Source organism: Prosthecobacter algae, assembly GCF_039542385.1.
GTDB classification, from domain to species: domain Bacteria; phylum Verrucomicrobiota; class Verrucomicrobiia; order Verrucomicrobiales; family Verrucomicrobiaceae; genus Prosthecobacter; species Prosthecobacter algae.
On the sequence record NZ_BAABIA010000006.1, the window covers coordinates 401,208 to 415,999 of the forward strand.

Consider the following 14,792-nt stretch of genomic DNA (forward strand, 5'->3'; position numbering starts at 1 on the left):
TGGATACGCCAGGGGAGATCGGGGGGGAGCCCAAAACGTGCCAGTGAGAACATTACCCACCGTAGAGGGCGTGTCTTTCAGACGAGGGCAAGAGAGGCGGCAGACTCACAGCTTTCGCGCATAGACTTCCAGCGGGCCGGGGGCGGCCTGGTACGGACGGGTGATGGGGCCGCTGTGCTCCAGCGCCCAGCGTTCCGGCTGACTGCGCAGGGCCTTGAGCAGGAGTTCCTCATGGGCTGGGGCAGTCTCGCCCTCGGCGGAAAGCTGCACAAAGACACGGCTGATGGTGGTTTTATCCAAGTAGGCCAGGAGGGCCTCGGGCGTGTCAAAGGCGGCCTGGTAACCACGGCCCAGCCAATCGGCAGCGGCGAGTTCCTTGCTGGCGCGATGCACCTGCAGAGGCGAGGGCGAACGGACCGGCAGGGCAAAGGCGGCGGAGGCGATGACGGCCCCTTCCCCGCGCGGATCCGCGCAGACCAGCCAGTGCGTGCGCTCCCCGGCGGCGGGTTTTTCCAGGGCCTGAACGACGGCACTGCGGTAGCCACGGACGTTTTTCACCAGCAGATGCGGCACCTGGAAGATGACCAGGAGGACAAGGCTGAGGATGCCAAAGCGGCCCAGGGGCATGCGGGCGAGGGTGAGATCAAAAAACGACACGGCCAGCAGGGCGACCACGGGGACCACGGGCATGAAGTAGCGGCTGCTGTAACCCGTGGGGATGAAGAGCATGATGAGGGCGGTGCCCACCAGCAGGCCCAGCAGCGCGGTGCGGCGGGGATCCGGGCGCAGCTTGAACTTCGTCAGCCCCAGCCACAGGGCCAGCCCGGCCACAGCGATCATGACGGTGACAAACCCGAACGCGGTGGAGAGGACGGAGCTGTAATAAGTGACCGCGCCGAGGGCGAAATCCACCAGCCCTGCGGAGACCATGCCTTCCTTGGTGATCTTCGATGAATACAGCATCCACGGCCCGGCCAGCAGGCCCACCGGCAGCCCTGCGACCCAAAAGGCGGGCTTTTTCAGCAGGTCCCAACGGCGCAGCGCCAGCACCGTCACGGCTGGCACCAGGGCCAGGGCCAGGCCGGAGCCCTTGGTGAGAATCGCAGCGGCGGCGGCGACCCCGAAACCCAGGGCGAGGCGGTAGCCAGGCTTTTCCAAAAAACGCACCCACAGTTCCACCGCCAGCAGGCAGAGGCAGGCGAGCATGAGGTCTGCCATCACCAGTTGGGCCAGTTTCAGCGTGACTGGGAAGGCGGCGCTGAGAACGGCAGCCGCCAAGGCGGAAGAGTCCCGCAGCATGCGGCGGCCCATGAGATAGACCTGAAGGGCAAGCAGGCCGGTGAAAAGCGCCTGCAAAACGAGCAGGACCTGCGGCTGCGGCCAGGGCAGCAGGACGAGGCCCGCCAGGGCGTAATATCCGGGCGGGTAATGGCCCAGCGCCACCTTTGGGAAATCCTCATAGTATTGCTGCGCAAAGGTGAGCGGCGACTGCCCCAGGCCTGTGGCCAGGTAGTCCCGCACCATCAGGCTGGTGACCGCGTGGGCGGGCTCGTCCGGATCTGCCCCGATGTCGGAGGTCCACACGCCAGTGAGGCTCTGGATGAGCAGGATGAACAGGGTGACGCCCAGGAAAAGCACGCCGGCACGGTATCGAGAAAAAACGGAGGCAGAGGGCTGGGCGGGATCGGGCATGTGAGGGGCGGATGGTGAAGCACAACCGGGGCAAAGGCAAATTGCAGGGCCGGGGGCGAAGCGGATTTATGGGGACAAAACAGACCCCAAACAGGTAGCGGACCCGATTTGAAGCGCCTCCTTAAACTCAAACAACCATTATAATCCATAATTTCTATAAATTAAGCTTGGCTTAGAGGACCCGATGCAGGATGTTATGCCACTGCCCTCTTCCCATGGTCCGTCTGCCCTACCTTTTCCGCTATTTGCTGGCCTTGCTGCTCCTGCTGGGGGCGATGAGTGCCGGACTTTGGTTCGGCCTCTCCTTGATTTCGACTTTGGACCCGGAGGTCGCCGTGGAATCCCCTGCCCACGCTGAGGAGCCCACAGCCCCGGCTCTCCCGAAGGCGCCCATGCAGGCCGAGAGCCCCCTGGTGCAGAAGACCACCCCACCGATGCCGAATCCCCGGCTGGCTGCGCAAAAGCTGCGGGAGGAGGAAGGCCAAAAAGCCCGCCAGAGAGCCGGGCAGGACCTGCGGGCCGGACGCAGCTTTGCGATGAATGAGCACGGCAGGACGACGCGGTTTCGCCTGGCGCTGGATGAGATTTACGATGCCACCGCCCCGGTGCCTGAGCGGCTGCGCAAGATCGCCCCGCAGGCGGATGCAGGCCAGTTGCTGAGCTATGCGCAAAACGAGGCCGAGCGGCTGGGGCGCTGGCCTGGACTGGTGATTTATCCCGAAAACGGGCCCGTGGATGCCGCGCACCGCCGGGTGCTGACGGAGCAGGTTTTGCTGAAAGCTGCCGATGTGGAAGCGGCTGAAAAACTGGCCGCGAGCCAGGGACTGAAGATCACCCAACACCCCGAGTATGCCCCGCAACATCTCATCGCCGAGGCGGCAGATCCGGTGGCGGCGGTGGATGCCATCGCGGCGCTGGATGCCGGTTTGCCCGCTGTGGAGCCGGTGCTGATGCGGCAGCGTGTGCGCCGGGTGCTGCTGGATGATCCGTATCTGAGGGACCAGTGGCATCTCAAAAACACGGGCCAGTCCGGCGGCAAGGCTGGGGTGGACATCGGCACCGAAAGTGTGTGGGACCGCTTTCAGGGACAGGGCGTACGCATCGCCATCGTGGATGACGGGCTGCAACTCACGCACCCAGACCTGGCGCCGAATGTGGACCCTGCGCCTAACCATTACGACTGGAACGATGCCGACCAGGACCCGAATCCGGGCTCCGACGAGGACTCTCACGGCACCGCCGTGGGCGGGCTGGCGGCGGCGCGTGGCAATAACAACCTGGGGGTGAGCGGGGTGGCCCCGCAGGCCACACTGGTGGGCTTTCGTCTGATTTCCGGACTGGTGACCGATGTCACGGAGGCCGAAGCCGCCACACGCGGGGCGGGCTTTATCCAGATCAAAAACAATAGCTGGGGCCTGGGCGGCAGCGCCTCGGACCTGTTCCCCACGGGCTCGCTGATGGCGGAGGCCATGGCCTACGCCGCCACGACAGGGCGTGACGGGCGCGGCACCATCTCCGTATGGTCCGCAGGCAACGGGAGGCACGTTGGGATGCAAGGAAACAAAGACCCCTATGGCAACAACATGCATGCCATCACCGTGGGGGCGGTCACTCACCAGGGCGCGCTGACCTATTACAGTGAAACCGGCAGCCACCTCTGCGTGGTGGCCCCCTCCGCAGAGACCCAGGGCAAAGGCGGCATCGTGACGACGGACCTCGTGGGCGTAGCCGGGTACAACGAGGGCAGCCTGAAGAACTTGTCCGAAGTGAACTACACGAATGACTTCCGCGGCACCTCCGCCTCCACCCCCATTGTGGCGGGCGTGGTCGCGCTGATGCTGGAGGCAAATCCCTACCTGAACTGGCGCGATGTGAAGGAGATCCTGCTGCGCTCCTCCACGCAAATTTTCCCCAAGGACAAAGGCTGGCTGCAACGGCCTAACCGCGATGTGTGGGAACAGGGCTTTGCCCCTATCAAGCATCACCAGTCCTATGGCGGCGGCCTCATCCATGCCCCTTCCGCAGTCGCCATGGCGCAGGCCTGGCCGGGCCTGGGAGCCATGACTTCCGTGACGCGCACAGCCGTGCCTGAAGTGGAGATCGAGGGCCAGAGCATCATCCCGATGGGCGGCACTACCATCATCGTGCCCCTGCCGGAAGAGACGCAGACAAAGGTCAAGTCCACCCGGTTGAATCTGGACTTCAGCAACGCGGCCCCTCTGCGGGTGGAAAATGTGACCGTGAAGCTCAGCGCCACCCACACTCGCCGTGGCGACCTGACGCTGAAACTGATCTCCCCCAGCGGCAGCATCAGCACGCTGGCCAGCTACACCAAACTGGACACGGGAGCCGACTACACGGAATGGACCTTCAGCAGCGTGCGCCACTGGGGCGAATCCTCGCGAGGGATCTGGTCCGTGGTGGCCAGCGAGCCGGAAGACAGCGTGGATGGCCAACTGGGGTCCGTCACCGTCACCCTGCACGGCATTGCCTATCCGGGCATCCGTCTCACCACGACTCCCAACAGCCAGATCGTGGCGGAAGGCAGCGAACTGGCGCTCACAGGTGCCACCACCACCTATGGCAAAACGGAGCAGCAATGGCTGAAGGCGGGCAAGCCCGTCAGCGGTAGTAGCAGCGGCACCTTGGCGCTGAATCCAGTGCAGCTCAGCCATGCGGGCCTTTACAGCTACACGGCGGAAAACCTCACCACCCAGATCGAGGTACCCATCGCCCTCGGCGTGGTGCGGCGCAGCCTCGTTCCGCAGCATCTGCTGCCAGGGCGCACGGCCACCTTCAAGGTGGCGGCGGCAGGGCCTTTGCTCCGTTACCAGTGGTTCATCGGCAGCCTCGCCCTGCGGGATGATGGCCGCATCACCGGCAGCCGCAGCCCCACGCTGACAGTGCGCCGGGTGCAGACCACGGATGAAGAGGACTATTACTGCCGTGTGAGCATGGGCGATGCGCCGCCGCTGGATACCCTGCGTGGGCGACTGAGCATCATGATCCCGCCGACGCTGGAGGACTTTGTGCCGCCTGCACCGGGCATTGTCAGCGCCTATCTGGACCTGCCTTTCCTGGCCGACAACGGCGCCACCACCTATCGCGCCACCGGCCTGCCGCCGGGGGTGAAGCTGGATGCGCGCCATGGCCGCCTCATTGGTCGCCCGACCCTCCCCGGCACCTACCGCATCACCCTCACGGCCAGCAATGCCGCAGGCTCCAGCCCGCCGCTGAGCTTTGACTGGGTGGTGGAATCCCTGCCCACAGGACTGGTGGGCACCTACCGGGGACTGGTGGAGCCTAACGATCTTTACAACAACGGCTACGGCGGCTCGCTCTTGGTGACTGTGGGCAAGACGGGGACGTTTACTGGAACGCTGACACGCGGCAAGCTGCGCACGGCCTTCAAAGGCGCGCTCGATACCTATCCGGGCGAAACCTTTGCAACGGTGAACCTCAGCCTCCCCCGCCCTGCCCCGGCCCCGCCGCTGGAGTTCACCTTCACCGTGGACAGTGGTCGCCTGGATGGCAGCCTGGGCCATGTGGATGAGGAGTACGCCTCCCTCTGGGCGCAGCGTGAATGGACGGCCCTGCCTGCCGAACTCGCCAGCCTGCCCGGAACCTACAACCTGCCGCTGCTGACGCAGCAGACCAGCCTGACCTATCCTCTGGGCAGCGGCTACCTGGCCGTGACCCTGACCGACCGTGGCCGCCTGACCTACACAGGTCGTCTGGCCGATGGCACTGGCCTAACCGGAAGCGGTATCGGCACCGGAGCTGGCCTGTTGCCCGTGCATCATCTGCTGTATGCCGGCACGGGCTCCGTGCAAGGCAGCCTGGCCCTCGTGGAAGGCGCACCCCGGTTTGAGGCTCTGCTGGACTGGATCAAATCCCCGCAGCCTCCCGGCACCCGCAACCATGGCAACGGATTCCCCCGCCACGGCCTGAGCGGCCAAGGCACGCGCTACACGCCGCCTGTCGCGGGTAACTTGGTGCTGGATCTGCCGCTGACGGCCCTCAATGCGCAGCTCGACTTCAGCCAGGGCGGGCTTTTCACCAGCTTCACGCAGTACTTCACCCTGGCGGCGGGCCACCTCGCCCAATTCCCTGCCGGAGAGTTCAATCCGCATCAGATCAAGATGACGCTGAACGCCAAAACGGGCCTCATCACCGGCACGGGCACGAAGCTGGACATTGATCCGCTAAACCCGGCCCTCAACCGCCAGCGCCCCGGCAGCTTCAGCGGCCTCATCATTCCCTATCTCGGAGCTGCCGAAGGCCACTTCCTGCTCCCCGGCAGCAGCACGCCAGGATCGCCGATTTATTCAGGGCGGCTGGTCCTGCGAGCGGCGGCTAATTGAGATGCTTTTCTCGGCGCATCCGCCGATGAGGTTTGGCAGACAAGTAGCCCGCACAGTCCCTGTGCGGAGAGCAACCTCGAAGCCCCGAGCCGCCATGCTTCCCAGATTTTCCCGCCGATGCAGGGTTCAGGGGAGTACGGTAGGCTGGTATTTATATGCTCGCTCGGTTGTCTGTGAGCTGTCGGCGCTGCTATCCGCACAGGGACTGTGCGGGCTACTTTTGATGAAGGTCTGCTCTGGCCGTGTTTCAGAAATCGATTTTAAAAAGGTGCGATGCCATGCAGCCAAGCATGCCCTCAAATCTCCTTTTTCACCTGGGCGACGCCGGAGACCATGTTGGCGAGTTTTTGCTTCGCGGCCCAGCGGGCGGTCTGGCTGAGACCGCAGTCGGGGGCAAAGACGAGGCGATCAGCCGGGGCATGCTTCAAGCAGGCGCGCACGCTTTCGGCCACGTTTTCGGGGGTCTCGACGTAGTAGCTTTTCACATCAATGATGCCCACGGCGACATCGGTGCGTTTGGCGATCTCGCCGATGATTTCCAGCTCGGCGTATTCGCGGTTGGCCATCTCAACATGCACTTCGTCGCAGTGGAGGTCAAAGAAGGCGGGGAACAGCGGGGCGTATTTGCGGTAGCCGACGGGGTGGCCCTTGAAGTTGCCAAAGCACAGGTGGGTGCAGATGCGGGCACGGCCATAACCGGACTCGACGGTGCGGTTGAAGAGATCCACAAAACGGCGGGTGTCTTCGCGAAATCCGTAGCAGCTCATGCTGGGCTCATCCACGCAGATTTCCTCCGCACCGGCGGCGACGAGATCGGCGATCTCCTGGCGGACGATGGGCAGCAGGGCCTCCGTAATGGCGTAACGATCGGCATACTGTTGGTTAGGCGCGAGGCGGCCACTGAGGGTGTAGGGGCCGGGCACGCTGACCTTGAGGCGTTTGCCCGAGCCTCCAGCCAGACGCTTGAGCCGCTGAAATTCCTCGACCGCGCCGAGGCCGCGAGGGGCACGCAGTTCCCCCACGATCTCATGCTTGCCGCGCTGATCATGGGCGGGCGGGCCAAAACGGCGCGGGCTGGCGGGCTCGAGCGCGATGCCCTCGATGAAGCCGTAGAAGGACAGGTTGAAGTCAAAGCGGGTCTGCTCGCCATCGGTGATGACATCCAGCCCGGCGGCGATCTGATCCTGAATGGCCACCATGGCCGCATCGTCCTGCAGCTCGGCCCGGTCGGCGCTGCCAAACTGGTCCAGGTGCTGAGCAGAAAACTCCAACCAGCCTGGAAACGGGTAGCTGCCAATGACCGAGGTGCGGAGCGGTTGATCCTTCATGTCTCAAGGCTACGGCGTGATGACCACCCTCGTCAACCCGGACCCGTATCCGGCAATTTTTAGAGTTGGATTGTTCATCTTACCAGAAGAAGACCCGTTTGGCTTCGAACAAAAAAAATAGGACCCATGGGTCGCACAGGTCCTATCAAAATCATGGGAAAGCTAAAGCCAATTTCAGCATCTTAAAGGATGCTGCCGGGTTCGTAGGCGGCGGCTTCGGGGTGCTTGGCCACGAGTTCGCAGACGCGGAAGACGAAGTGGTCCACCTGCTGGGGGGCATCGCCGGAGTTGGCCTTGCCCTGGGCCATGATGGCATCGAGTGCATCGGCCTTGAGGCCCAGGCGGTCATCGGCGGCGAGACGGGCGAGGAGGTCGTTGTGGCTGACTTTGCCGGTGCGCATGTCGCGGGCGACAGCGACGGCGTGCTCCTTGATGGCTTCGTGCGCGGCTTCGCGGCCAGCGCCGGCTTTGACGGCCTCCATGAGCACCGTGGTGGTGAGCAAGAAGGGCAGATAGCGCATGAGCTCTTGCTCGACGACGGCTTCGAAGACTTCCATCTGGTTAAGCACGGTGAGGAGCGTTTCCAGCAGGCCATCCATGGCCAGGAAGGCATCCGGCAGCATGACGCGGCGGACGACGGAGCAGGAGACATCGCCCTCATTCCACTGGTCACCAGCCAGGCCTGCGGCCATGGCGAGGTAGCCTTTGAGGATGACGTGAAAGCCGTTGATGCGCTCGCAGGAGCGGCTGTTCATCTTGTGCGGCATGGCGGAGCTGCCGACCTGGCCTTTAGCGAAACCTTCGCTGGCCAGCTCATGCCCAGCCATGAGGCGGAGGGTCTTGGCAAAGCTGCCGGCACCGCTGGCCACGTGGGTCAGGGTGGAGACGACCTGCATGTCCAGGCTGCGGGGATAGACCTGGCCGACGGCATCCAGGGAAGCATTGATGCCGAGGTGATGCAGGATGCGGTCCTCCAGGGCGCGGGCCTTGGCGGAGTCGCCATTGAAGAGGGTGATCTGATCCAGGCGGGTGCCGACAGCGCCCTTCAAACCACGGGCGGGATAGCTGGCGATGAGGGCATTCAGCGCCTCGACCCCAAGAAGCATTTCCTCACCAAACATGGCGATGCGCTTGCCCACGGTGGTGACCTGCGCGGCCACGTTGTGGGTGCGGGCGGTCATGGGGATGTCGCGGCACTGGGCGGCGCGTTTGGCGAAGCCGGAAAGGGCGGCGATGCTCTTCTTGCGCACTTCCAGGAGGGCGCGGAAGACCTGGAGCTGCTCCACGTTTTCCGTGAGGTCGCGGCTGGTCATGCCTTTGTGGATGTGCTCGTGCCCGGCGAGGTCGCAGAACTCCTCGATGCGGGCCTTCACATCGTGACGGGTGACGCGCTCGCGCTCCATGATGGAGGCGAGGTTGACCTGGTCCTTCACCTTCTCGTAGCTTTCGATGACGCCATCGGGCACGGGGATGCCGAGGTCGCGCTGGCCTTTGAGAACGGCGATCCAGTAGTCCCGCTCCAGCTTCACCTTGCCCTCGCCCGACCAGAGGGCGCGCATGGCGGGGGTGGCGTAACGTTCGGCAAGGACATTGGAAATGGCATCAGTCATGGGCCGCCCAACTTGCCGGGGAGAGGCGGGGAGTCAAGCCGGGGCCGCATCCGGAGGGGAATCTCTAACTGGAGAAATGCCACTGGCCCGTGCTGCTTTCGTAAACCCAGGCATCAAAAAAGCCACCGATGGGATCGCCAAACCAGAGGGTGAAATTTCGGCCGTCGGAGCTGTAGCCGCCTTTCCCGATGAGGCGCGGCAAGGGCGGATGCGACGGCAGATCCTGGAGCGTGCGCGGGTAGGTGCCATGTGCGGTACGATAGGCCTCCAGGTGTGGCCGCAGGACCTGGGGCCAGGCTTTGGCCTGGGCGATGGCCCGCTGAAAGACATGGTGATTCAAGGGCAAGGCCACGCTGCCCAGCACGGCTGCATAGGCCAAGACACGCAGCACCTGCACTAGGGCGGGCATGGTGCGCCCCTGGCGGCTGGCACGCCAGAGCATAAAGGCGGCCAGCAGGGCCACGGGCACCCCCACGGCGGCCCCCAGGAAGGCCAACACGCGCAGCACAAACGGATCTGCCCACCACAAGATGGCCGCGAAGAGCAAGGCAAGGAAGGTGTAAGCGCAGAGGCGTTTCATGACGTCAGACATCCGGCGGCCTGCCTGTCAGGGGTGGAACGGGGGAGGATGGAACGCGAGCCGGAGGAGCTTGCGCCAGCCCATGAGACTGGACGCGAACGCGGGCCTGACAAGCGACAGATGCGACGACGTTCGGGCTGGGTGAATCACCAAAGAGACTTTCGATGCTTGGCGCATTCACCCATGAGGATTTGCCGACAAGTAGCCCGCACAGTCCCTGTGCGGACAGCAACCTCGAAGCCCCGAGCCGCCATGCTTCCAGATTTTCCCACCGCCGCAGGGTTAAGGGGAGTTCGGTGGGGTGGTCTTTACTGGCTCGGTTGTCTGTGAGGTGTCGGCGCAGCTATCCGCACAGGGACTGTGCGGGCTACTTTTCTGCGCGAGTGCAGGACCAAGGGCAGATCGGAGAATGAAAGACGCACTTTTTGTTAGGCTTGTTTGACCGCCGTGAAAGGTAGCCGGGGCTGCTTTTCACGGACGGATCATCAAACAAGAGCGGACCTCACTCCCCGGAGCGGGAGAATGGGAGGCTGATGCGGGAGGTCAGGGGGCGGGCGGGCAGCGGATTGCGCTGGATGCCGGTGGTGAGGGCTTGACCGACGGCGTTGAGGAGATCCAGCACGTCGAAGGGCTTGGGCAGGTAGTTGATGCCGAGCTGGAGGGACGTGGTCTGGCCGAGGATGTCCGGGCAGTAGCCGCTGGTGAAGATGATGGGCAGGCTGGCATCATCCCCCAAGATGGCACGACCGAGATCAAAGCCGCTGGCATCGCCAGGGAGATTGATGTCGGTGATGACGAGATTGATGCTGTGCCGGTGGGCACGCCAGATCTGCCAGGCTTCATGAGCGTCCTTCGCGGCATGGACGGTGTGGCCCTGGTTTTCCAAGACGTAGTTCATGACGTGGCGCACGCTGGAGTCATCGTCCACGATGAGGAGGTTGCACGGGGCGACCTCATGCAGCAGGCCATCGAAGTCCTGGCCGCCGGTGATCGGGGCGACGATCTCGTTTTCCAGCGTGGCGATGGGCAGGTAAATATCAAAGTCCGTGCCGACGCCGACAACGCTGGAGACGGTGACCCAGCCGCCCATGTGGCGGGCGAGACCGCGCACCATGGCGAGGCCCATGCCAGTGCCTTTGCCGGGTTCCTTGGTGGTGAAGAAGGGATCGAAAATCTGCTTCAGCACTTCCTGCGGCATGCCGCTGCCGCTGTCGCTGAAGGAGAGAATGGCGAAGTGGCCAGCGTGGGCATCGGGATGCAGGGCGCGGGCGTCTTCGGAGGTGGCGATGTGGGTCTGCCGGGTGCTGATGCGCAGGGTGCCGCCTTTGGGCATGGCATCGCGGGCATTGACGGCGAGGTTCACCACGATCTGGCCCAGGGAGCCGGGATCGGCCATGACTTCGGGGAGGTCGGCCATGAAGGTGGCCTCGAGGGTGACATGATTGCCCAGGGTGCGCTTCAGCAGGTCCAGCTCGGCCTCGATTTCGCGCTCCAGAGAGACGGGGCGCGGGGTCTTGTAATCGCGGCTGGTGAAGTTGAGGAGCTGCTTGGTGAGATCCGCCGCACGGCGGGCGGCGAGGAGGACTTCGCCCATGGATTCGGAGATGCCGGGGGGCTGGTCGCCGTTCATGAGGTTCATGCTCAGGTGGCCCTGGATGACGGTGAGGACGTTGTTAAAGTCATGGGCGATGCCGGCAGCGAGGCCGCCGAGGGCATCCATCTTCTGCATCTTGCGGATGTCTTCCTCCAGGCGCATGCGGTCATCGTGCTCCTGGCGGAGGCGGGCATAGGTGTCCTCCATGCGCTTGGTGCTGTCCCAGAGCTTGGTCTGGAGGCCGAGCTGGCGCAGGGCGGATTCGCGCTCAAAACCCCACTTGGAAGTGAGGGCATTGGCGATTTGGATGACCTCAATGGGATCGAAGGGTTTTTTCAGGATGACCAGGCGGTGGGAGATGCCGAGGTGGTCCACGATGTCGTCCCAGGAATAGTCGGCATAGGCGGTGCAAATGGCCACCTGGAGATCCGGCTGGAGGCGCCACAGGTTCTTAATGGTGGCGATGCCATCCATGCCGGGAGGCATGCGCACATCCACCAGGGCGAGGGCAAAGGGGCGGGCCTGCTGAAGGCCCATCTCCACCAGGCGCACGGCCCCATCTCCCTGCGCGGCAAAGGCGAGCTCGAACTCCGGCATGGAGCGGGAGGACTGGGGATCGCCAAAGACGGCGGACTCGATCATGTTGAGGTCGCCTTCCCCGAAGTCGGTGGGGGAGAGGATCTTGCGGAAGTCCTCGTGGATCGTGGTGTTATCATCCACGATCAGGATGCGATGGTTCACATGCAGCGGGTCTTGGGCGACCAGATCTGCAGCAGGATCGTTGTTGGGGCGGGGCGGGTTCATGCGAGGGTTCACGGTAGGTTTGACGCAGAGACAGTGTTGGGCGGCGGGAGAGGACCGGTTTTAGAGTCCTTGCGCGCCGGAATTTCCAGGATGAAGCGGGCCCCTTTGCCCAGGCCTTCGCTTTCAGCCTTCAGGCTGCCGCCGAGATCCTGGGCGAGCAGGCAGGCGTGATGTAGGCCGAAGCCGTGGCCATCCTTTTTGGTGGTGAAACCCTGGGTGAAGATGCTGGTGAGGTGGCGGGGCTGGATGCCGCAGCCGGTATCCTCCACCACGATGCGCACGTGGGTTTCCCCCTGGGGCTGGATGCGCAGCGTCATCCGGCGCTGGGAGGCGGGCTTGTCCCCCATGGCCTGGCAGGCATTGGCCAGCAGGTTCACCAGGATCTGCAGCAGCAGGCCGCGGGCGGAGTAAATGGGCGGCAGATCCGCAAAGTGGCGGTCCACGGTGACCTGCTGATGGGCGATGTTGACATCCATCTCCAGGCGCAGGGCCTCTTCCATGACGGTGACGAGATCCAGCGGTTCCCAAAGGGTGCGCACGCTGCTGTGCGACTGCTGGAGCATGATCATGTCGCGGATGTGCTCGATGCGCTCGATCATGTCGCTGACGGTGGCATTGAGGCGGTTTTGCTCATCCCGCAGGTAGCTGGAGAGATCCACCAGATAGCCGGGCAGCACCTGGCCACGTTTGTCATCGGTGAAGAAGGCGGGGTTTTCTGGCAGGTTGTCCTTCAGGAGCTGGGTGGCCTGGCAGAGCTTGTCCATGCGGGACTTTTTCAGGCGCTCGGACAGGAGCTTGGCACCGACATTGAGGCTGTTGAGCACGTTGCCCACATTGTGCAGCACGCCGGTGGCGATTTCGGCCATGCCAGCCTGGCGAGAGGCCTCCACCATGACTTTGTGCATGTCCTGGGTGCTGGCCTCATTTTCACGCTGGGCGGTGATGTCCAGCAGGATGCCGCGCAGCACCAGGCCATCCATCATCAGGCGGGCGGCCTGGCCGTATTCCTGGACAAAGGCGGTGGAGCCATCCTGGCGCACCACGCGGTACTCGGCCTGGTATCTTTCCAGATTGGCCAGGGCCTTCTTCCAGTTCTCCTCCACACGCTCGCGATCCTCCGAATGGATGATGTTGCTGAGGAATCCGGCTTCCGAGGCCCAGCGGTCGAGATCATAACCCAGGTAACCTTCGGCACTCTGGCTGAGGTAGGTGAAGGTGCCGCCTGAGGCGGGCCTTTCCCAGACCACGCCCTGCACGGCATTGACCATGCCATCGAGGCTTTCGATGTCCTTTCGCAGGGGCCGGATGGCCTTTTCCAACTCGATCTGGCGGCGTTTTTCAGTCCGCACCACCAGGAATCCGCCCAGGCAGACGCAGATGACGAGCAAGCCGATGAATTCCCCCACCACGCGCCACTGCTCGCGGAGAATGGCGTCATTGTACAACTTGGGGAAAAATTCCAGCACCATCGCGCCTTTGACGGCATCCGCGCCATCGCGCAGAGGAATGAGCGCCATGAGACCGGTGACCTGGCCGTTTTTGCCTGCATCCACACACCAGAGTTCTTTGCCCTCCAGGCAACGGAGTAGTTTTTCCTCACAGCCGGCGTGGAGGTAAAGGCGGTCTTCCGGCTTCTGAAGGCCCAGGGACTGGAGGACGTGCCGCCCGTCTGGGGTCACTGAGGCCGTGGCGATGGCGCGGCCAAAGACGGCCTCCTGGCCGAGGCGGCGCTGGGTGCGCTGGACGACCGGCTGCATGGTCTCTGCCGTGAGGTCGCTGACTTTCTCCGTGGCACGCTCCAGAGCATGGGCATGGACACGGGCGATGCCCATCCAAGAGAGGCTTAGGCGATCCGCCACCCGAGCCGAAGAGCGGGAAATGTGCAGCGGGGCTAGGTAAGCGACGGCACCGACGAGGGCGATCACCAAAAGATGGTGATGGGTATTGTGGAATTGTTTCCTCAGAAGGCCAAGGCAAGCCCCCCCCACGGCAAGCGTGGTGGCCAGGAAAACTAAAGCCGGGATGCCCAATTCCATATATTCCAGATATTATAGCAATTATATAAATAAAGGCAAAGAATGATCCATGCTAAAGGGAAAATTATTCACTTTTGTTCAATTTTCGCCTCTTCATGATGATCAACCTCAGTCAATTCCCGATTGAATCAATATCTATAATACAAATTCAAACTAATTTGATATAAAGCAACACCTTAACACCCCATTTCTCCGCGCATGAGAAAACAAAATATCGTGCTTACCGGAGGTTAATCCCGCAGAGCAAGGCGACTCAAAACGGCACGCGGGGCCGCCTATTTGCTGACGTGGAACGGACCCTGGCTGACAGGCCCACTGCGGAAACGGGCGCGAAAGGTGGAGGAAGCTGCGAGGGATTTTCCCCGGCCTCAAAAAGTGACCCAACCTGCCCAGGCGACGGCCACATAGGCCATTTTGCAAACGACGTGGAGGACCTGATCCTGGTTAAAATTGGTCTTGCCCTCGCACTTGGCCACATCGATGCCCCAATGCACCACGAACTCCACCATGCCGAGCAGGGCCGAGCCAGTGATGAGCCACACCGCGCCTGCGTGGATGAGGCAGTGCGCGCTCATGCAGACGACCCAGATGCTGACAGGTCGGGAGGGATCCTGAAGGCGGATGAGAAAACGGCGGTTCTTTCCCGTGGCCAGGTATTCGCCCTGAAGGGGGAAGTCTGCCACCGCGTGACCGATGCAGAGAGCAAACAGCGCTTTGAACGCTGTCAGCCAATTGAGCGGGGGAAACTCCACGAGTTCGAACATGACGGACAAGCTCCCATCCG

The 14,792-nt window shown here is 63.1% G+C and carries 9 protein-coding genes; 2 read left to right on the top strand and 7 right to left on the bottom strand.

Annotated features, from left to right (window positions below; translation table 11 throughout):
- Positions 1-105 precede the first annotated feature (105 nt).
- The gene (locus tag ABEB25_RS16275; RefSeq protein WP_345737479.1) at positions 106-1,692 is read right to left on the bottom strand and encodes an ArnT family glycosyltransferase; all 1,587 of its coding nucleotides are present in this window, start codon (positions 1,690-1,692) and stop codon (positions 106-108) included.
- 215 nt (positions 1,693-1,907) lie between these two features.
- On the opposite strand from ABEB25_RS16275, the gene ABEB25_RS16280 reads away from it, so the two are divergent.
- Positions 1,908-6,056: a S8 family serine peptidase gene (locus ABEB25_RS16280; protein WP_345737480.1), complete on the top strand. Its 4,149-nt coding sequence runs from the start codon at positions 1,908-1,910 to the stop codon at positions 6,054-6,056.
- Positions 6,057-6,352: 296 nt separating this feature from the next.
- Here the strand turns inward: ABEB25_RS16280 and ABEB25_RS16285 are convergent, their stop codons facing one another.
- Positions 6,353-7,384, bottom strand: a complete 1,032-nt coding sequence (locus tag ABEB25_RS16285; protein ID WP_345737481.1) for a methionine synthase — start codon at positions 7,382-7,384, stop codon at positions 6,353-6,355.
- Between ABEB25_RS16285 and ABEB25_RS16290 the strand changes: the two genes are divergently transcribed.
- Positions 7,383-7,505, top strand: a complete 123-nt coding sequence (locus tag ABEB25_RS16290; protein WP_345737482.1) for a hypothetical protein — start codon at positions 7,383-7,385, stop codon at positions 7,503-7,505. The genes ABEB25_RS16285 and ABEB25_RS16290 overlap by 2 nt on opposite strands.
- Positions 7,506-7,566: 61 nt before the next feature.
- On the opposite strand, the gene purB is transcribed toward ABEB25_RS16290, so the two are convergent.
- The 5 genes from purB to ABEB25_RS16315 form a co-directional block, all read right to left on the bottom strand.
- Positions 7,567-8,994: an adenylosuccinate lyase gene (gene purB, locus ABEB25_RS16295; RefSeq protein ID WP_345737483.1), complete on the bottom strand. Its 1,428-nt coding sequence runs from the start codon at positions 8,992-8,994 to the stop codon at positions 7,567-7,569.
- 64 nt (positions 8,995-9,058) lie between these two features.
- Entirely contained in the window at positions 9,059-9,574 is a 516-nt protein-coding gene (locus ABEB25_RS16300) for a hypothetical protein (protein WP_345737484.1), read from the bottom strand.
- Between the two features lie 502 nt (positions 9,575-10,076).
- Entirely contained in the window at positions 10,077-11,972 is a 1,896-nt protein-coding gene (locus ABEB25_RS16305; RefSeq protein ID WP_345737486.1) for a response regulator, read from the bottom strand.
- An 8-nt stretch (positions 11,973-11,980) separates the two neighbouring features.
- Positions 11,981-14,008, bottom strand: coding sequence for a sensor histidine kinase (locus tag ABEB25_RS16310; protein WP_345737487.1), 2,028 nt, complete (start codon positions 14,006-14,008; stop codon positions 11,981-11,983).
- A gap of 368 nt (positions 14,009-14,376) precedes the next feature.
- Positions 14,377-14,772, bottom strand: a complete 396-nt coding sequence (locus ABEB25_RS16315; RefSeq protein ID WP_345737488.1) for a DUF3307 domain-containing protein — start codon at positions 14,770-14,772, stop codon at positions 14,377-14,379.
- Positions 14,773-14,792 lie beyond the last annotated feature (20 nt).